This window comes from Meiothermus sp. QL-1 (assembly GCF_003351145.1).
Taxonomy (GTDB): domain Bacteria; phylum Deinococcota; class Deinococci; order Deinococcales; family Thermaceae; genus Meiothermus.
Genome location: NZ_QQSV01000007.1, coordinates 28,309 through 46,107 on the forward strand (window position 1 = coordinate 28,309; position 17,799 = coordinate 46,107).

Genomic DNA, 17,799 nt, shown 5'->3' on the forward strand with positions numbered 1-17,799 from the left:
TTAAGGTAGGGCACAAGCCCCCCGGAAAACCTTACCCTTGGTGGTAGGCCTTTGCCGGGTATGAAAGCGCATATGGGACTCCACCGGGTCTTCAACAGCCGCATCGTCCAGAACGCGGCCTCCCTCTACGCGGTGCAGTTCCTGGCCTACCTGCTGCCCCTCATCTCCCTCCCCTACCTGGCCCGGACCCTCGAGCCCCTCCACTTTGGCCTGGTGGCCTTCGCCCAGAGCTTCGCCAACTGGCTGGCCGTGCTGGGGGAGTACGGCTTCACCTACTCGGCCACCCGCTCGCTGGCCCGCCAGCGCGAGCGCAAGGAGGCCGTAGCCGGCATCGTGGCCTCCGTCCTCGGCGCCAAGCTCATTCTGGTTCTGGGCATGGTCCTGCTCACTTTGGGGGCAGGGGCCTTCGTGCAGAGTTTCCGCCAATACCCCGAGCTGGTCTTCTGGGCTCTTCTGATTGCCATATTCATCGCCCTCAGGCCCACCTGGTACTTCCAGGCCATCGAGCGGGCCTGGCTGGTGGCCCTCATGGAGGGCCTAATCCGGGTGGGCCACCTGGCCGCCATCTTTGCCTTTGTGCGGGGCCCCGAGGACGCCTGGGTGGCCCTGGCCGCCCAGGCCCTGGCCACGGGGGGGGTGGCGGGGCTCGAGCTCTACCTGATGTACCGCGAGGTCCCCTTTCGCCTCCCCAACCTTCCCCTGAGCTGGGTGGCCTTGCGGGTGGGCTTCAGCCTCTTCCTCTCGCGGGCTTCAGACAGCCTGTACACCTCGGCCAACGGGATGATTCTGGGCCTCCTCACCACCCCTGTGCAGGTGGCCTTCTTCGAGACCGGCAACCGCCTGGCGCGCCCAGGGCTTTCCATCCTGTGGCCCCTGGCCCAGGCCATCTACCCCCGTATCAACCACCTGATCCGGCGCGATGCCCAGGCGGCCCAGCGGCTGAGCCGCCTGGCGCTTTGGAGCACGCTGGGCATCGGCCTAGTCGGAGGGGCGTTTTTGGCCATCCTGGCCCCCTACCTGATCCGCCTGCTCTTCGGGGAAGCCTACGAGACCTCGGTGCGGGTGCTGCAGGTTTTGTCTCTGCTGCTGCCCATCGTGGCCTTTGGGTACTCGCTTTCCATGCAGTACATGTTCCCCAGGCAGATGGACCGGGAGGTAATGTACTCCGTACTCAGCGCCGGCCTGGTCAACCTGGCCCTGGCCGCGCTGCTGGCACCCCGGCTGGGCGCACTGGGCATGGCTTTTGCAGTGGTGGCCGCCGAGGCCTGGGCAGCTTTGTTCCGCTTTTTCGTGCTGAAAAGAAAGGGGGTGCTATGAAGCCGCGGGTACTCTTCTACCTGCCCGTGCTGGGCTACGGCGGGGTGGAGCGGGTGACGCAGTATCTGGCCCGAGGGCTGGCGGACCGCTACGACATCCTGATTACCGCCCAGGGCGCAGAGTCCCGGCACTTGCTGGAAGCCCGGCTACCCCCCAACGTAGCCCTGCTGCCCGCCCCCACCCGGCGCGCGGCCATGTCCCACCGAGCCATCCCGGCCCAGGCGGCCCGCCTGCTCGGGCTAATCCGGCGCCACCGTCCCCACTTGCTGCTCTCTGCCTGGCCCCGGGTGCACCTCACGGTGGGGCTGGCCTACCGCTTTCTGCCCCAAGCCCAGCGCCCCCGCTGGGTGCTCACCGAGCACAACGAGATCGGGGGCTATCTGGGGCAAGGCTGGCGGGCGACGCTCAAGCGCCGCCTCCTGGCAAGCCTGGTGCGAGGAGCCGATGCCTATGTGGCGGTTTCCCGAGAGGTAGCGCGGCTCTCCGAGGGCGTATACCCCGGGGCGCGCTTCCAGGTCATCTACAACCCGGCCATCTCCCCGGAGCTAGAACGAAAGGCCCAAGAGCCCGTGGACCACCCCTGGTTCAGGGCAAACCCGGTGGTGCTCTCAGTAGGCCGGATGGAGGCCATGAAGGACTTCCCCACCCTGCTGCGGGCCTTTGCCCGGGTGCTAGAGCAAAAGCCCGAGGCCCGGCTGGTCATCCTGGGGGACGGCCCGCTGCGGCCTGAACTGGAGGCGCTGGCCCGCGCGCTGGGCATCGCGGAGAAGGTCTGGATGCCCGGGCTGGAGCCCAACCCCTACAAGTACATGGCCCGGGCCGCGGTCTTTACCCTGTCCTCGGCCTACGGCGAGGCCTCACCCTTGGTGCTGAGCGAAGCCATGTACCTGGGCCGGCCGGTGGTGCTCACCCGCTTCGCCACCGCCCCGGAGTTCGTGGAATCGGGCCAGGACGGGCTTCTGGTCGAGTTGGGCAACCCCCAGGCCCTAGCAGAGGGGCTTCTCAGGGTGCTGCAAAACCCCAGCCTGGGAGAGATGTGGGGCCAGCGGGCCAGGGCCAAGGCCCTGGCCCGCTTCGCGGTGGAAGCGGCGGTGGAGCGCTACGCTGCCCTCTTTGCCGAGGTGCTGGGAATGAGAGTATGAAGGAGCGATTCGCCATCTACCTTCCAGCCCTGCTCGGAGGCGGGGCCGAGCGGTCCATGCTGAATCTGGCCATCGGCCTAGCGCAGCAAAACCTGGCGGTGGACCTGGTGCTGGCCCAGGCCACCGGGCCCTACCTCGAGCGGGTCCCCCCCACGGTGCGGCTGGTGGACCTCGGGGCAGGCCGGGTGCTGGCCAGCCTGCCCCACCTGGTGCGCTACCTGCGCCAGGAGAAGCCCACCGGCCTGGTCTCGGCCCTCGACCACGCCAACGTGGTGGCCCTCTGGGCCCGCCGTCTCGCTGGGGTAAAGACCCGGGTGGTGGTCTGCCTGCAGAACACCCCCAGCCAGGACACCCGGCATGCCCCCTCCCTTCGGGGCCGGCTGCTGCCGCTGGCCATGCGGCTCTTCTACCCCTGGGCCGAGGGCATTGTGGGGGTCTCCCAGGGGGTGGTGGACGACTTTGCGCGCCTGAGCGGCATCCGCCGGGCACAGGTCATCCACAACCCGGTGGTCACCCCAGAGCTCTTTCAAAGGGCCGAGGAGCCCCTGGACCACCCCTGGTTCCAGCCCGGCGAACCCCCGGTGCTGCTCGGGGTAGGCCGGCTCACCCGGCAGAAGAACTTTCCCAACCTTGTGCGGGCCTTCGCCGAGGTACACCAGCGCCGGCCGGCGCGGCTTCTGATCCTGGGTGAGGGGGAGGAGCGGGCCGCGCTGGAGGGGCTGGTTCGCTCGCTGGGGCTGGAGGGGGCGGTGGCCCTGCCGGGGTTCGTGCAGAACCCCTACCCCTACATGAAGCGGGCTGCGGTCTTCGTGCTCTCCTCGGACTGGGAGGGTTTGCCCACCGTGCTTATCGAGGCTTTGGCGCTGGGCACCCCGGTGGTGGCAACCGATTGCCCCAGCGGGCCCCGGGAGATTCTGCAGAATGGACGTTTTGGCCGCCTCGTGCCTGTGGGCGACGCCCAGGCATTGGCCGGGGCCCTCGAGGCCACCTTGCTCGAGCCCCGGCCCAGCATACCGGAGGAGGCCTACCGTCCTTACACCCAGGCCGAGGTGGTGGCCCAGTATCTGCGGCTCCTGAGAGGAGGCTAGGATGGCGCGGCTGGCTTATTCGGTCCTCTGGCTCTACGTATTTACCCTACCCTGGGAGAACGTCCTTCTCATACCAGGCCTCGGCACCCTGAGCCGCTACGTGGGCATCCTGGCGGCCCTGGCCACCCTGGCCTATGTCCTCACCTCCGGCCGGGTGCGGCTGCACTGGGTGCACCTGGTGGCGCTCGGCTTCGTGCTCCTTTCGGTGCTGAGCTACTTCTGGAGCATCGCCCCCCAGGACACCCTGGAGCGCATCCTGCAGTACGGCCTTCTGTGGATGTTCTTCTGGGCGATTTTCGTGGTGCTGGAGGCCGAGGGGCCCATCCGGAGAATCATGAGCGCCTACGTCCTCGGGGCCTACGTGGCTGCAGGCAACACCGTCTACAACTTCCTTAGCGGCAGCGAGGTGGTCTACCAGCGCTACGCCGCGGCCAACTTCGATCCCGGCGACCTCTCCTTCGTACTCTCTATAGGCATCCCTCTGGCCTGGTACCTGGCCTTGCGGGAGACGGGCGGCTGGACCTGGCTCTACCGAGTCTACCCCCTGGTCGCCCTGGGGGTGGTCTTCCTGACCGCAGCCCGGGCCGGCCTGCTGGGGGTGGCGGTGGGGCTCTTGTTCGTGGTGCTCACCCTGCCGCGGGCCACCTGGCAGCTCAAGACCCTAACCGGGGCGCTGGCCGCCCTGGCCCTAGCCCTGATCCCCACCCTGATACCCCCAGAAAGCTTCTCCCGTCTGGCCACTCTCCTCGACGAGGTGAGCAGCGGCACCCTCAACGACCGCACCAACATCTGGCTGGCCGGCTGGCAGGTCTTCGGCGAGCACCCCCTCCTGGGCACCGGGGCCGGCACCTTTGGGGCCAGTTTGGAGGGCCACCCCTGGTTCCGCCAGTGGGTTGCGCCCCACAACCTGTTCGTAGCCATCGGCGCCGAGATGGGGGTGGTGGGGCTTTTGCTGCTGGTGGGGCTTTTGGGAGGGGTGGCCGCCCGCCTGCCCTCCCTGCCCCCTTTAGAGCGGCTTTTGTGGGCCTCTGTCTTCCTGATCCTGATGCTGGCCTGCATGGCCCAGAACTGGGAGTGGCGCAAACAGACCTGGTTCGTCCTGGGCATGATCCTGGCCCACTGGGCCGCCCTGTCCCAAGGCCAGGTCCGACCGGAAAGGAGGCCCCTGTGAAGCGCCTTTTGCTCCTCATCACCTCGCTTTCCTACGGCGGGGCCGAGTCGCAGCTTGTGGCCCTGGCCCGGGGCCTGGCCCAGCTCGGCTGGAGGGTGCGGGTGGTCTGCATGACCCCCCTGGGACCCCTGGCCCAGCCCCTCGAGGCGGCTGGAATCCCGGTGGACTCACTCGGCATGCGCCCTGGCCGACCCAGCCTGCGGGGGTTCGTGCGCATGGTCCGGCTGGTGCGGGCCTTCCGCCCCCAGGTGCTCCACGCCCACATGGTGCACGCCAACCTGCTGGCCCGCCTGGTTCGCCCCTTCGCCCCGGTTCCGCTCGTCCTCTGCACCGCCCACAACCTCATCGAGGGGGGGCGGGTACGGGAGTGGGCCTACCGGCTGACCGATTTCCTCTGCGACCTTACCACCCAGGTGAGCGAGGCCGGGCTCAGGCGCTACCTCGAGGTGGGGGCCATCCCGCCAGGGCGGGGGCTTTATCTGCCCAACGGGGTGGATACCGCCCGCTTCGCCCCCGACCCCCAGGCCCGCGCCGAGTTGCGCCGGGATATGGGCCTCGGGGAGGAGTTTGTCTGGCTGGCCGTGGGCCGCTTCGCCCCGGCCAAGGACTACCCCAACCTGCTCCGGGCTTTTGCCCTGCTGGCCCCCAGACATCCCCAGGCCCAGCTTTGGCTGGTGGGCCAGGGGCCGCTGCGGGAGAGCACGCGGAAGCTGGCCGAGGAGCTGGGGCTTGGCGCCCAGGTGCGCTTCCTGGGGGCCCGCGGGGACATCCCCCGCCTCATGAACGCGGCCGACGCCTACGTGATGTCCTCGGCCTGGGAAGGTATGCCCATGGTGCTTTTGGAAGCTGCCTCGGTGGGCCTGCCCATCGTCGCCACCGATGTGGGGGGCAACCGCGAGGTGGTAGAGGAGGGAAGAAACGGCTTTTTGGTGCCCCCCGGCGACAGCGCCCGGCTGGCTGCGGCCATGGAGGACCTGATGCAAAAGGATGAGCTCGAGCGCCGCCAGATGGGCCAGGCGGGCCGCCAGCGGGTGCGGGAACACTACGACCTGCAACGCATCATCCAACGCTGGGAGGAGCTTTACCTCCAGCTGCTCGCAGCCAAGGGCCTGCAAGCCCTAGGAGAAAGCTAATGCCCAAGCTGCTCATCGTTGCCACCACCGCGCTTTTTTTCACCGAGTTTCTCCTGCCCTACGCCACCCACTTCCGCCGGCAGGGCTGGCGGGTGGACGGGGCGGCAGCCGATGCCCCGGGGTGCGAGGCCTGCCGGGCCGCCTTCGACCACCTCTTCCACCTCCCCATGTCCCGCAACCCCCTTGACCCCCGCAACCTACCCCTGGGCATGCGCACCCTGCGCGGCATCGTCGAGCGGGAAGGCTACCAGATCGTGCATGTGCACACCCCCATTGCAGCTTTCGTCGCCCGGCTGGCCCTGCGGAGCTGGCGGGCGCGGGGCCAAGGGCGACTCATCTACACCGCCCACGGCTTCCACTTCCACCCTCACGGCCACCCGGTCAAGAACGCACTTTTCTACGGGCTGGAACGGGTGGCCGCTCCCTACACCGACTACCTGGTGGTGATGAACGAGACCGACCGCAAAGCGGCCGAGCGGCTGGTGGGCCCTTCCCGGACGGTCTACATGCCGGGGATTGGGGTGGACCTGGAGTTCTACTCCAGCCGCCAGGCCCCCCCCGAAGCGGTGGCGGCGCTGCGCCGCTCGTTGGGGCTCGGGCCCGGGACCCCCTACTTCCTGATGATTGCCGAGTTCATACCGCGCAAGCGCCACCGCGACGCCCTCCAGGCCTTCGCCCTCCTGGGCGATACCCAGGCCCACCTGCTCCTGGCCGGCCAGGGGGTGCTGATGGAAGAGATGAAAGCCCTGGCGGCCCGCCTGGGCATTGCCCAGCGGGTGCACTTCCTGGGCTACCGCCGGGATATCCCTGCCCTGATCCAGGGGGCCCTTGCCACCCTGCTGCCCTCGGAACAGGAGGGCCTGCCGCGGGCCATCATGGAGTCGTTCTGTTTGGGCGTACCGGCCATCGGGGCTGATGTGCGGGGCATCCGCGAGCTGCTGCAGGATGGGGCCGGCCTTTTGCACCCGGTGGGGGATGTAAGGGCCTTGGCCCAGGCCATGCGCTGGGTACTGGAAAACCCCGAGGCCAGCCGGGCCATGGGCCGACTGGGGCAGGAGCGGGTCAAGGCCTACGACCTGCGCAACCTGCTGCGGCTGCACGAGGAGCTTTACGCCAAGGCTTTGGAGAAGAGATGAGCTATGGAATGGCACGTTTTACCCTTTCTCACCTCGGTCCTTCTGGTGGGTCTTTCCATCCCCCTGGCCAGGGTCCTGGGCGTCGTGGACCGGCCCGGGGCCATCAAAATCCACACCTCGCCCAAGCCGCGCTTCGGCGGGGTGGGGATTGTGGGGGCGGTGGTGGTCTGGGGGGTTTACACCGGTAGCCTCTCGGGCTGGGCCCTGCTGGGCCTCCTGATCATCACGGCCGTGGGGGCTTTAGACGACCGCTTCGGGCTCTCCCCCAGGCTGCGCCTGGGGGCAGAGCTGGTGGCGGGTCTGGCTCTGGGGCTTCACTTCGAGGAGACCCTGGGCGGGCTGGGCCTGCTCCTGGGCTTGGGGCTGGTGCCGCTGATGGCCAATGCAATCAACCTGATTGACGGCATGAACGGCCTGGCCTCGGGCAGCGCCCTGATCTCGGCCCTGGGGCTGGGCCTGCTTTTGGGAGCGCCGCTGGCCTGGGTTCTCGCAGCCAGCCTGCTGGGTTTCCTGGTCTGGAACTACCCCCGGGCCCTGACCTTCATGGGAGATAGCGGCAGCCTTCCCATCGGCTATCTGCTGGCCTTGCTCTGGATGCAGGCCGCCGGCCTGGGCCCCCAAAGCTTCCTAGCCGCCGGCGTGATGCTGGCCTTCCCCCTCTACGACACCCTGGCCGGCATCATCCGCCGCTGGCGCCGGGGCCGGCCCATCTTCGACGGGGATCGGGACCACACCTACGACCGCCTCGACCAGCTCTACCTCAAAAACCCCGCCCTGACCGTCCTGGTGGTCTGGCTGGTCACGGCTCTTCTGGTAGCGGTGGGGCTCCTCATAGGCCAGGGGGCCTTGCTGCCGGGGCTTCTGGGGATGTTCTCCTTGGGTCTGCTGCTTTTCTGGGGAGCCTATCGGCTGGGCTCACTCTAGGGGCATAGAATGGGGCAGCGTGGAGGTTTACCTCGGCACCGGCGGGTATGCCCAGGAAGACTGGGTGGGGCTGCTTTACCCCCCTGAGGCCAAAAAGGAAACCTGGCTTTCCATCTACGCCCGCCACTTCAACGCGGTCGAGCTCAACGCCTCCTTCTACCACATTCCCGGAACCAAGGCCTTTGCCGGGATGCTCAGGCGGAGCGAGGGGCGAGTGCGTTTTGCCATCAAGCTTCACCAAAGCATGACCCACACCCAAAGCGCCACCGACGAGGACTACCAGCGGCTTTTCGAGTCGGTAGCCCCGCTGCGGGAGGCCGGGGTCTTGGGGCCCTTTTTGGCTCAGTTTCCCCAGCGCTTCCACCGCACCCCCGAGAACCGACGCTACCTTGCCGCTCTGGCCGCGCGCTTCGCCGACCGGCGCCTGGCCCCTGGGGGCCTGGCGGTGGAGTTCCGTCACGCTTCCTGGGACCTCGAGGCGGTGCGGGCGGGCTTTCGCCAGGCCGGCCTGATCTGGGTCAGCCCCGACTACCCTCCCCTGCCCGGCCTGCCCAGAAGCCGGCTGCACGTCACTGCCGACACCGCATACATCCGCCTTTCCGGGCGCAACCGGGAAAAGTGGTACGAGGGCAAGGACCAGGCCGAGCGGCACGACTACCGCTACCACGAGGAGGAGCTGCGCTTTTGGGTGGCCGAGCTCCAGGCCGCCCTCGAGCACACCTCTCTGGCCCAGGTCTGGTTCATCTTCAACAACACCACCAAAGGCCACGCCCTGGCCAACCTGGAGGAACTGCGCCGGCTTTTAGCCGAGGCAGGATTCTAACTTCCCATGTCCTGAACAGGTTGTTTGCGCTTGACCCCCGGGGCCGTTTGGTGCAACCTGAGGTATGGCGAGAGCCATGCGCAAAGAAGTCTGGGAGGATGTGGAGGTGAACCTTGAGCTTTCGCTCGAGTTCGACCCCGACGAGTTCCTGCGCCGCTACCCCGGGCTTTCGCTGGTGCTGGCCGAGCTCCTTATCGGCCCACCCCGCCGCTGGCGCGACCCGGCCGAGCTCCTGCCCTTCGGGGGGTGCAAAAGCCTGGAGGCCCGGCTGCCGCGGCTGCGCTTCAGCCCCTTGGAGACCCGGTCGCTGGCCCTGGCCCTGGACCGGCTCTTCACCGCTATAGAGTTCAGCATCGTGGGGCATAAGGTGCTGGCGGTGCCCCCGCCCAGCCGCACAGTCGAGCTGCCCGAAGGCTGGCGGGCCCGCAGCGGGGTCTGGCTCTGCCACCAGCCCCTGCTGGGCTAAGCCCTTCGGAGGATAGGCCGCCCGGCGCCCTTGGCCTAGGCTGTAGGGGCAGCCTGGGGCTGCTTTTTATGCCGCAACGCATCCTGCTGGTCTACACCAAAGCCGGGGGCGGGCACTACGCCATGGCCCAGACCCTCCACCGCCTCCTGACCCAGCTCGAGCCCGAGGCCGAGGTGCGCCTTTTCAACTTTTTCGATGTGGGGCCGCGCTGGATTGCCCAGGCCATCCAGGATGGCTACAACTTTGCCGTCAACAAGCAGCGCTGGCTTTTCACCGTCTTCCAGGCCTTCTACCAGACCCGCCCAGCCATCCAGACCTTCGCCCGGGTGCTGGGCATGCGCCTGGCCCCTGCCATCAACGCGTACCTGGAGGAGTTCCGCCCCGACAAAATCATCTACTGCTACCCGGTCAACCACGGCTTCCGCCGGCTGCCCTACGTGCGGCGACACCAGCCCAAGACCCTGACCGTGGTCACCGACATCTTCAGCCCCCACCTCTACTGGTTCGTGGACACCAAGGACCACTACGTGGTGGCCAGCCCCGAGGCCTACAGCATCGCCCGGCGCCACCGGATTCCCCCGGAAAACCTGCACTACTTCCAGACCCTCATCGACCCCAAGTTCAACCAACCCCTCCCCCCCGCTGAGGCCGAGCGGCTGCGCCAGCTCTGGGGCCTGCACCAGCCCTATACCGTTTTGGTGACAGGAGGCGGAGCAGGCCTGAAAATCAGTTTCCGCCTGGTAAAGGAACTGGTGGGCCTGGAGGGAATCAACGTGGTGGTGGTCTGCGGCTACAACCAAAGGCTCTACCAGCAGCTCACCGCCTTCAAGGAAAAGCACCGGCTAGAGAACCTGGTGGTTTTCGGCTTCACCCAGCAGATGTACGAGCTGATCAACCTGGCCAACGTGGTGGTCTCCAAGGCCGGGCCAGCCACCATCGCCGAGGTGCTCTCGCTGCACAAAGACCTGATCATCTGCGACTACGTGTGGCCCCAGGAGCACGGCAATGTGGAGCTGGTCCGCCACGAAAAGCTGGGCTACTACATCCGCCACCCCAAAAAAATCGCCGCCAAAATTCAGGAGCTGAAAACCCGCCCCCCCGAGCGCAAAACCCTCCAGCTCAAGAACGAGATAGAACGGCTGGCGGAGTTCATCCTACAGCTTTAGGGCTGGGCCAGAATCTGGTCAATCTCGGCCAGCGCCTCCGGGGGCAGGTCAACCCCCGCAGCCTCCAGGCTCTCCTTTAGCTGCTCGGGCTGGGTAGCCCCGGTGATGGCGCTGGTCACCCCCTTTTGCCGCAGAACCCAGGCCAGCGCAAGCTGGGTCCGGGTCAGGCCCAGCGAATCGGCCACCCGTTTGAGCTTCTTCACCCTCTCGACGTTCGCCTCGGTCAAGAAGCGCTCGCCAAACTGGGGGTAGCGCTCGAAGCGGCTATCCTTGGGAATGCCCTCGTCGTAGCGCCCGGTCAGCATCCCCATGGCCAGGGGGCTCCAGACCACCACGCCCAGACCAAAACGCTCGGTCTCGGGCAGAATTTCCCGCTCCACCCGCTCGCGGTAGAGCATGGAGTACTGCGGCTGCTCCACCGCTGGGGGGTGTAGGCCGTTGGCCCGGGCAAACTGCACCGCCTCCACGATGCGGGCCGCCGGCCACTCGGAGGTGCCCCAGTAGAGCACCAGCCCCCGGTCCACCAGGTTGCTCATGGTGGTTACGATCTCCTCCATGGGCACCTCGGGGTCGTAGCGGTGGCAGAAGTAGAGGTCCAGGTAATCGGTGCCCATGCGCTTCAAGCTGCGCTCCAGGCTTTCCCGCACGTGCTTGCGCGAGAGACCCCGCCCGTTGGCGTCCTCGCTGGTGGGCCAGAAGACCTTGCTCGAAAGAACCAGCTCGTGGCGGGGGAACTGCTCCAGGAGGGCCTTGGTCATCAACTCCTCGGCCAGCCCCTTGGCGTAGACGTCGGCGTTGTCAAAGAAGTTGATCCCCCCTTCGTAGGCGATGCGGGTTATCTCCTTGATGCGCTCCAGGTCCTTGACCGCATCCCCATAGGTCACCCAAGCGCCCAAGGAGATCTCCGATACCCTAAGGCCCCACTGGCCCAGCTTGCGATAACGCATCGGCATACATTTCCTCCGCCCGCCATCTTATTGGCTGGGGCTGGGCGCAATGTGGCCTTGCTCCCTTAGGACTCCTTGGCCAACCCAAGCTCAATGACCGCTGCTGGCGCGGTGAAACCCGCCGCCCTGTGCGAGCCATCGCAAAGGGGCTTGTTGTTTGAGTGTCCGCAGCGGCAAAGGGAGATGCGGGGCCTCTCGATGATTTGCTCCTGATCCCCTATGCGCAAAACCACCCGACCGCCGGTCTCGATGCCAATAGAGCCGTTCTCCCGGAACTCGATCCTCATGGCTCGAGTCTACCCGAAAGCCCGGCCCCCTTTGACCTCCGCTCGCCGGCACCCGAGAATAAGCGGGATGTACACCACCCACCTGGCCTACGTGCACCTGCGGGTGCGGCACCTCGAGGCCTCGGTCACCTTCTACACCCGCTTCCTGGACCTCCAGGTGGCCGAGCGCTTCGGCCAGACCGCCCTGCTCGTCTCCTCGCAAAACCAGGCCCCCTTCGAGCTAGCCCTGAGCCAGGGGGAACCCCTGGGCCCCTTGGCGCTGGGATTTGCCGTGCCGAACGAGGAGGAATTCCAGGCCGCCCTGGCCTTCGTGAAGCTGGAGGGGGTGCCCTTCCACCTGGAGGACCGGGGCATCGGCCACGTCCTCCTGCTCCAGGACCCCGACGGCAACCGCGTCGAGCTGTTCCTCGACCGGCGGCCTGCGGGGGGAAGGGCCTTCTGGCGGGGCCAAAGCCGGAGCCTGGGGTAAGCTATACAGGAGGTACCATGCGGGGCTTGCGTTTCCTGGGCTGGTTGGCGCTGGGGCTGGTGGGGCTGGCCCTGCTGGGCGGGGTAGGTGGGTATCTCTGGCTGCGGGGTGCCACCCTACCCCAGCACAGCGGCCGGCTGGCCCTGAGGGGCCTTTTGGCGCCGGTGGAGCTCTACCGCACCCCTGAGGGGGTGCTCCACATCAAGGCTGAGACCGATCCCGACGTCTTCTTCGCCCTGGGGGTGGCCCACGCCCAGGACCGGCTTTGGCAGATGGAGTTTCAGCGGCGCATTGGGGCGGGCCGGCTTTCCGAGGTGCTGGGGCGGTCTACCCTGGACCAGGACCGCTTCCTGCGCACCTGGGGGTTCTACCGGGCGGCGGAGGAGGCCTACAAGAACCTCTCGCCCGAGGGCAAGGCGGTGGTGGACGCCTACGTGGCCGGGGTCAACGCCTACCTGGCCACCAACCCCCCCCTACCGCTCGAGTTCCGCCTCCTGGGCTTCCGCCCCGAACCCTGGAAGCCTGCCGACGTGCTGGTCTGGGCCAAGATGATGTCCTACGACCTCTCGGGCAACTGGCGCAGCGAGCTGATGCGGCTGCAGTGGGCCGCTCGAGGCATCTCCCCTGAGCGCATGGCCGAGCTCAAACCCCCCTACCCCGAGGACGCCCCCACTGTGCTGCAAAGCGAGGACCTGCGGCAACCCCCACCCCCCAGGCCCGACCAGGACGCGGCCCGCCGCCTCCTTTCCCTGGCCGACCAACTGCCCAGGGCCTTCCAGCGGCCTGGGGCCCTCTGGGCCTCCAACAACTGGGTCATCGGCCCGGCCAGAAGCGCCAGCGGTAAGCCCCTTCTGGCCAACGACCCCCACCTGGGGCTTGGGGCACCCTCCATCTGGTACCTGGTGCACATGGAGGCCCCCAACTACAAGGCCATCGGCAGCAGCTTCCCCGGGCTCCCAGCGGTGGTCATCGGCCGCAACGAGCGCATCGGCTGGGGGGTGACCACGGTGGGGGCCGACGTGCAGGACCTCTACATCCTGGAAGAGGCCCCAGGCGGCTACCGCTACCAGGGCCGCATAGAGCCCTGGCGCATCCGCACCGAGGTAATCCGGGTCAAGGGGGAGGCCGATGTGGTCCTCAGGGTGCGGGAAAGCCGCTACGGCCCGGTGATCAACGACGTGGTGGACAGCCCGGGGGCCCGGCCCCTAGCCTTGCGCTGGACCAGCCTGGACCCCACCGACCGCACCCTGGAGGCCTTTTTGGGCATCGCCCGGGCCAAAAACTGGGAGGAGTTCAAGGCTGCCCTGGCGCCCTACAACGCCCCCAGCCAAAACTTTGTCTACGCCGATGTGGATGGAAACATAGGTTACATCGCCCCCGGCCGCTTCCCCATCCGCCGCCCAGGGCACACGGGCCTGGTGCCCGTGCCGGGCGATGGCAACTGGGACTGGCAGGGCTATCTGCCGCCTTCCGCGTGGCCCCAGGTGCTCAACCCCAAGGAGGGTTTTATCGCCACCGCCAACAACAAGGTCACCCCACCAGACTACCCCCACACCCTCTCGCTGGAGTGGGAGGAACCCTACCGGGCCCTGCGCATCCGGGAGCTTATCCTGGGCAAGGAAAAGCTCACCCTGGAGGACATGGTGGCGATGCAGCAGGACCTGCAAAGCCTCATATACCGCGAGTTCAGGCCCGCTCTGGAGGCCCTCACCCCTCTTTCAGAGAACGCCCGGCGCTGGCGGGAGCGGCTGCTGGCCTGGGATGGGGTGATGCGGGCCGAGCAGGCCGAGCCCACGGTATTCCAGGCCTGGTACACCGAACTCTCACGCCTACCCGCCCGCGAGGTGGGCCAGGCCTTCTGGGATGAGCCCCGCTACCTGCTCAAAGCGCTGCGCCAGGGCGACCCGGCCTGCCAGACCCAGGACACCCAGACCTGCCTCGAGTACGCTGCCCTCGCCCTGGACAAAGCCCTCGACCGCCTGGGGGGGAACCCCCCGCGCTGGGGAGAGGTGCACCAGGCTACTTTCCCCCATGCGCTGCTGACCCATATCCCTCTCCTAAGGCGCTTTTCCGACCGGGCCATTGCCCACGGAGGGGACCACTACACCCTCAACCGGGCCTCCTACGACCCGGAAACCTTCCGCATGACCCAGGGCAGCAGCTACCGCCAGATCCTGGACTTCGCCGACCTCGAGCGCTCGCTCTTCATCCACCCTATGGGCCAGTCTGGGGCCCTGCTTTCCCCACAGTACGGCAACCTCCTGAAGAGGTGGGCCTCCGGGGGCTACCTGCCCATGCGGATGAACGAGAACCGCCTGGCTACTCGGCTGGTCTTGGAGCCAGCTCCCTAGCCAGGTCAAGCCCGTTGTAGCGCTGCTGGGCGGCCTCGAGGCCCTCGGTGGCCCAGACCCGGACCGCCTCGGCCGCCACCCCCACCACCCGCTCCACCAGCGGCAGCAGCTCGGGGGAAAAGCCCGAGAGCACCCATTCCGCTCCTGCTTCCGGGCTGGGCGGCTTGCCGATGCCGATGCGCAGCCGGTGGAAGTCCTGGCTGCCTAAGTGAGCGGCAATGGAGGCCAGACCGTAGTTCCCTGCGCTGCTTCCCCCTGCCTTAAAGCGCAGCCGCCCTGGGGGCAGGTCGAGCTCGTCGTGCACCACCAAAATGCGCTCGAGGGGCACCCTGTAGAAGCGGGCCAGGGGGGCCACCACCTCCCCGCTGGCGTTGTAGTAGGTGGTGGGCTTGACCAGAAGCCCCCGCACCTCCTCCCCTGTCAAACCGGCAAAGGCCACCTCGGCCAAAAGCGCCTTTCCTTTGGGGCGGAACCCAGCGGAAAGCCGGTCCAGCACCCAAAAGCCCACGTTGTGCTTGGTGCGAGCATACTGAGGACCCGGGTTGCCCTGTCCGACCACCAGGAACATCGGAAAAAAAGGCCGAACGCCAGGCCCGCTGGCCGCCCAGAAAGGCTACTTTTCCTCCTCGCTCTTGCCCTTCTTGATGACCTCCACCTCGGTGGGGGCCGCAGCCGCCTCGGCGGCCAGCTTCTCGGCATCCTCGGGCGGCACGATGGCCACAATGGTGTCGCTCGGGTTCATGGCCAGCTTCACCCCTGGGGGCAAGACCAGCTCGCTTGCGTGAATGCTGTCGCCAATGCGCAAAGCGCTTACGTCCACTTCGATGAATTCAGGGATAGACTTGGGCGAGACCCGGACCTGGACGTCGCTGTGCACGAGCTGGAGCACCCCCCCTTCGCGCACCCCCTGGGCCGTGCCCACCACCCTGACCGGCACCCACATCTGCACCGGCTCATCGGAGAGGGCGTAGAAATCCACGTGCTCGGGCCGGCGGCGGCGCTTGTCCAGGTTGACCTGGCGCACCAGGGTGTCGACCGTCTTACCTCCCTCGAACTCGAGGGTAATCACGTGGTGGATGCCCGCCGCGCGGAAGACCTTGTCGAACTCCCTCAGGTCCACCATTACCTTGTAGTTCTCCTGCCGGTTGTACACCACCCCCGGAAGCTTGCCCGCGTTGCGCAGGACCGCAGGGCGCTCACTCCCCCGGATCTGGGCCTTGATGCGGTATTCCATCGCCTTCCTCCAAAACACAAGCCTTCCAAGTTTAGCACAGGGGAGCTTCCCTTATAAACCCCCTAGCCGTGCAGCACCTTGGGCAGGCTCTGCCAGAGGATGAAAACCCCCATAACCACCAAAAAGCCAGCGAACCCCCGCCGCAGGGCCAGTTGGGGAATGGAGGCGGCCAGACGCCCCCCAAAAAGACTGCCCAGAATGCCCAGGGCCGAGAAAAGGAGCACCACCTCCCAGTTCACGCTGTAGCCCTGCTGGGGCAGCAGGTGCAGGTACTTGTAAAAACCGCTGGCCGACTTCATGGCAATGATGACCAGGCTGGTCCCCACCGCCAGGTGCATGGAAAGCCCGCCCAGCAGCACCAGGGCAGGGACAATCAAAAAGCCTCCACCCACCCCCACCAGCCCTGTCAGGGCCCCCACCACCAGGCCATCCAGGATGATCTTGGGGTAGGAGCGGGGCTTGGGCTTGGCCTCCAGCCGGGGGGGGCGAAACATCATATAGGCAGCCAGCAACATCACCACGGCAAAAAGCCCGAGCTGCCACACCCCTGGCACCCACTGGGAGAGGTAAGCCCCCAGGTAGGTCCCGGCCATCCCGGGCAGACCGAACCACACCACGTTGCGCCAGTCGATGAGCCCCTTGCGGGCATAGGGCACCGCCCCGGCCAGGGCGATGAGGCCCACGATGGCCAGCGACTCGGCAATCGCCAGCTTATCGGGCTCGCCCACCAGGTAGACCAGGATGGGCACCGTAAGGATGGAGCCCCCCGAGCCCAACATCCCTAGGGCGAGACCGATGAGTATGGCCCCTAGGAGGGCTAGGAGCATGGGGCCTCCTTGGGGCAGAGGGAGCGTTCGAGCGGGTAGCCCTGCGCGGCGTAGCCCTGGATACCCCCCACCAGCTTGCCCACCTCAAACCCCTCGTAGGCCAGGACCTCGGCGGCCAAACCCGCCCTGCTGCCGGTGGCGCAGATGGTCACGATGGGGCTTTTTAGCTGGTCCAGGTGGTCCAGCAGCTCCTCCAGCGGCAGGTTGCGCGAGCCCGGGACGCGGCCTTGGGCATACTCCTCCGGGGAGCGCACGTCCAGAAGAAGCGCCCCCCGCTTTCGCCAGAGGGAAAGCTCGTTTGGGAAGACGTCCTGCATCATTTCACCGGCAATCCCTGCCTTCTCCAGGCTTCTAGGCCTCCTGCCAGGTTGTAGACGCGAAAGCCCCTATCGGCCAGAAAACGAGCGGCCTGGGCGCTGCGGGCCCCGCTGCGGCACTGGCAGATGATCTCCTTGTCCCGGGGTAGCTTCTCCCATTCCTCGGCAAGGCGGTCGAGCGGAATGGACAAGGAGCCCGGTATCTTGGCCTCCTTTCGCTCCAACGGGGTGCGCACATCCAGAATCAAAGCCCCTGCCTTCGCCTTTTCGTAGGCCTCTAGAGGGTCCAGGCGGCCCACCGGGGCCCTTCCTGCCAGCAAGCCTTTGAGCCAGGCAATCAACGCTCCACCTCAAAGCCCGCCGCCATCCAGCCGTAGGTGCCGCCCTCGAGGTTCCCCACCAGGGAGCCGTCGAAGCCCTGGCCTACCAGGTAGGCCGAGGCCTGGGAGGAGCGGTTGCCCGAGGCGCAGACCAGCAGCAGCCTGCGGTCCTTGGGCAGCCGACCAGCCTCAGCCACAAAGCGGCTCAGAGGAATGTTCACCGCCCCCGGAAGGTGGCCCATGGCGTACTCGTAGGGCTCACGCACGTCCACCACGTAAGCACCCTCCCTAATCCACTGCTGGGCTTCGTGGGGGGTTAGTTCGGTAAAGGGGGTCTCCTGATAGGTGGCCTCCTGGGGGGCGGTATCGAGCGGCAGACCCGCCTGGTACCAGGCCATGATGCCCCCTTCGAGGTTGAGAAGGTTGCTGTAGCCCTTGGCCGCAAGCCAGCCCGCGGCCTGGGCGCTGCGGTTGCCACCGCGGCAGTAGAGCACCACCGGCTTGTCTTTGGGAATCTCGCCATGGCGCTGGGCCAGCTCCGATAGGGGGATGAGCTTGGCCCCCTCGATGCGCGCCTGGGCATACTCCTCCGGCTCGCGCACATCCACGAAAAGGACGTTCTCCTCTTGCAGTTTGCGGGCTTCCTCAGGGCTGATATCGCGGTACGGTACAGCGAGCATA

General features: G+C 67.0%; 20 protein-coding genes. 12 read left to right on the forward strand and 8 right to left on the reverse strand.

Annotation, left to right across the window (positions count from 1 at the left end):
• Window positions 1-60 precede the first annotated feature (60 nt).
• The 10 genes from DV704_RS08425 to DV704_RS08470 all read left to right on the forward strand — a co-directional run bounded on the left by DV704_RS08425 (window position 61) and on the right by DV704_RS08470 (window position 10,366).
• Entirely contained in the window at window positions 61-1,317 is a 1,257-nt protein-coding gene (locus tag DV704_RS08425; RefSeq protein WP_114799136.1) for an oligosaccharide flippase family protein, read from the forward strand.
• Entirely contained in the window at window positions 1,314-2,459 is a 1,146-nt protein-coding gene (locus DV704_RS08430) for a glycosyltransferase (protein ID WP_114799137.1), read from the forward strand. Before DV704_RS08425 ends, DV704_RS08430 begins: the two co-directional genes overlap by 4 nt.
• Window positions 2,456-3,547, forward strand: coding sequence for a glycosyltransferase (locus tag DV704_RS08435; RefSeq protein WP_114799138.1), 1,092 nt, complete (start codon window positions 2,456-2,458; stop codon window positions 3,545-3,547). Before DV704_RS08430 ends, DV704_RS08435 begins: the two co-directional genes overlap by 4 nt.
• A 1-nt stretch (window position 3,548) precedes the next feature.
• On the forward strand, window positions 3,549-4,718 hold the full coding sequence (locus tag DV704_RS08440; RefSeq protein WP_114799139.1) for an O-antigen ligase: 1,170 nt from the start codon (window positions 3,549-3,551) through the stop codon (window positions 4,716-4,718).
• Entirely contained in the window at window positions 4,715-5,851 is a 1,137-nt protein-coding gene (locus DV704_RS08445; RefSeq protein WP_114799140.1) for a glycosyltransferase, read from the forward strand. The genes DV704_RS08440 and DV704_RS08445 overlap by 4 nt, the downstream gene beginning before the upstream one ends.
• Window positions 5,851-6,987 carry a glycosyltransferase gene (locus DV704_RS08450; RefSeq protein WP_114799141.1) on the forward strand — a complete coding sequence of 379 codons (1,137 nt, stop codon included), beginning with the start codon at window positions 5,851-5,853 and terminating at the stop codon, window positions 6,985-6,987. Before DV704_RS08445 ends, DV704_RS08450 begins: the two co-directional genes overlap by 1 nt.
• Window positions 6,988-6,990: 3 nt before the next feature.
• Window positions 6,991-7,911: a glycosyltransferase family 4 protein gene (locus tag DV704_RS08455; protein WP_114799142.1), complete on the forward strand. Its 921-nt coding sequence runs from the start codon at window positions 6,991-6,993 to the stop codon at window positions 7,909-7,911.
• 19 nt (window positions 7,912-7,930) lie between these two features.
• Window positions 7,931-8,734, forward strand: a complete 804-nt coding sequence (locus DV704_RS08460) for a DUF72 domain-containing protein (RefSeq protein ID WP_114799143.1) — start codon at window positions 7,931-7,933, stop codon at window positions 8,732-8,734.
• A 76-nt stretch (window positions 8,735-8,810) separates the two neighbouring features.
• A complete protein-coding gene (locus tag DV704_RS08465; protein ID WP_233498303.1) occupies window positions 8,811-9,200 on the forward strand; it encodes a hypothetical protein in 390 nt (129 codons plus the stop codon).
• A gap of 68 nt (window positions 9,201-9,268) precedes the next feature.
• Window positions 9,269-10,366, forward strand: coding sequence for a glycosyltransferase (locus tag DV704_RS08470; RefSeq protein ID WP_114799145.1), 1,098 nt, complete (start codon window positions 9,269-9,271; stop codon window positions 10,364-10,366).
• On the opposite strand, the gene DV704_RS08475 is transcribed toward DV704_RS08470, so the two are convergent.
• Window positions 10,363-11,313 (reverse strand): aldo/keto reductase family protein, encoded by a 951-nt coding sequence (locus DV704_RS08475; protein WP_114799146.1) that lies wholly within the window; start codon window positions 11,311-11,313, stop codon window positions 10,363-10,365. The genes DV704_RS08470 and DV704_RS08475 overlap by 4 nt on opposite strands.
• A gap of 65 nt (window positions 11,314-11,378) precedes the next feature.
• Window positions 11,379-11,600, reverse strand: coding sequence for a CDGSH iron-sulfur domain-containing protein (locus DV704_RS08480; RefSeq protein WP_114799147.1), 222 nt, complete (start codon window positions 11,598-11,600; stop codon window positions 11,379-11,381).
• 67 nt (window positions 11,601-11,667) lie between these two features.
• On the opposite strand from DV704_RS08480, the gene DV704_RS08485 reads away from it, so the two are divergent.
• Together DV704_RS08485 and DV704_RS08490 are read left to right on the forward strand one after the other, a co-directional pair.
• Window positions 11,668-12,069, forward strand: coding sequence for a VOC family protein (locus tag DV704_RS08485; RefSeq protein WP_114799148.1), 402 nt, complete (start codon window positions 11,668-11,670; stop codon window positions 12,067-12,069).
• A gap of 17 nt (window positions 12,070-12,086) precedes the next feature.
• A complete protein-coding gene (locus DV704_RS08490; RefSeq protein WP_114799149.1) occupies window positions 12,087-14,420 on the forward strand; it encodes a penicillin acylase family protein in 2,334 nt (777 codons plus the stop codon).
• Here the strand turns inward: DV704_RS08490 and pth are convergent.
• The 6 genes from pth to DV704_RS08520 form a co-directional block, all read right to left on the reverse strand.
• Window positions 14,389-14,988, reverse strand: coding sequence for an aminoacyl-tRNA hydrolase (gene pth / locus DV704_RS08495; protein WP_114799150.1), 600 nt, complete (start codon window positions 14,986-14,988; stop codon window positions 14,389-14,391). The two genes, DV704_RS08490 and pth, sit on opposite strands and share 32 nt — an antisense overlap.
• Window positions 14,989-15,033: 45 nt before the next feature.
• Window positions 15,034-15,654: a 50S ribosomal protein L25 gene (locus tag DV704_RS08500; RefSeq protein WP_114799151.1), complete on the reverse strand. Its 621-nt coding sequence runs from the start codon at window positions 15,652-15,654 to the stop codon at window positions 15,034-15,036.
• A gap of 62 nt (window positions 15,655-15,716) precedes the next feature.
• Window positions 15,717-16,481 carry a sulfite exporter TauE/SafE family protein gene (locus DV704_RS08505; protein ID WP_114799152.1) on the reverse strand — a complete coding sequence of 255 codons (765 nt, stop codon included), beginning with the start codon at window positions 16,479-16,481 and terminating at the stop codon, window positions 15,717-15,719.
• Window positions 16,472-16,798 carry a rhodanese-like domain-containing protein gene (locus DV704_RS08510; protein ID WP_114799153.1) on the reverse strand — a complete coding sequence of 109 codons (327 nt, stop codon included), beginning with the start codon at window positions 16,796-16,798 and terminating at the stop codon, window positions 16,472-16,474. The genes DV704_RS08505 and DV704_RS08510 overlap by 10 nt, the downstream gene beginning before the upstream one ends.
• Entirely contained in the window at window positions 16,798-17,139 is a 342-nt protein-coding gene (locus tag DV704_RS08515) for a rhodanese-like domain-containing protein (RefSeq protein ID WP_114799154.1), read from the reverse strand. The genes DV704_RS08510 and DV704_RS08515 overlap by 1 nt, the downstream gene beginning before the upstream one ends.
• The gene (locus DV704_RS08520; RefSeq protein WP_114799155.1) at window positions 17,136-17,798 is read right to left on the reverse strand and encodes a rhodanese-like domain-containing protein; all 663 of its coding nucleotides are present in this window, start codon (window positions 17,796-17,798) and stop codon (window positions 17,136-17,138) included. The genes DV704_RS08515 and DV704_RS08520 overlap by 4 nt, the downstream gene beginning before the upstream one ends.
• Window position 17,799 lies beyond the last annotated feature (1 nt).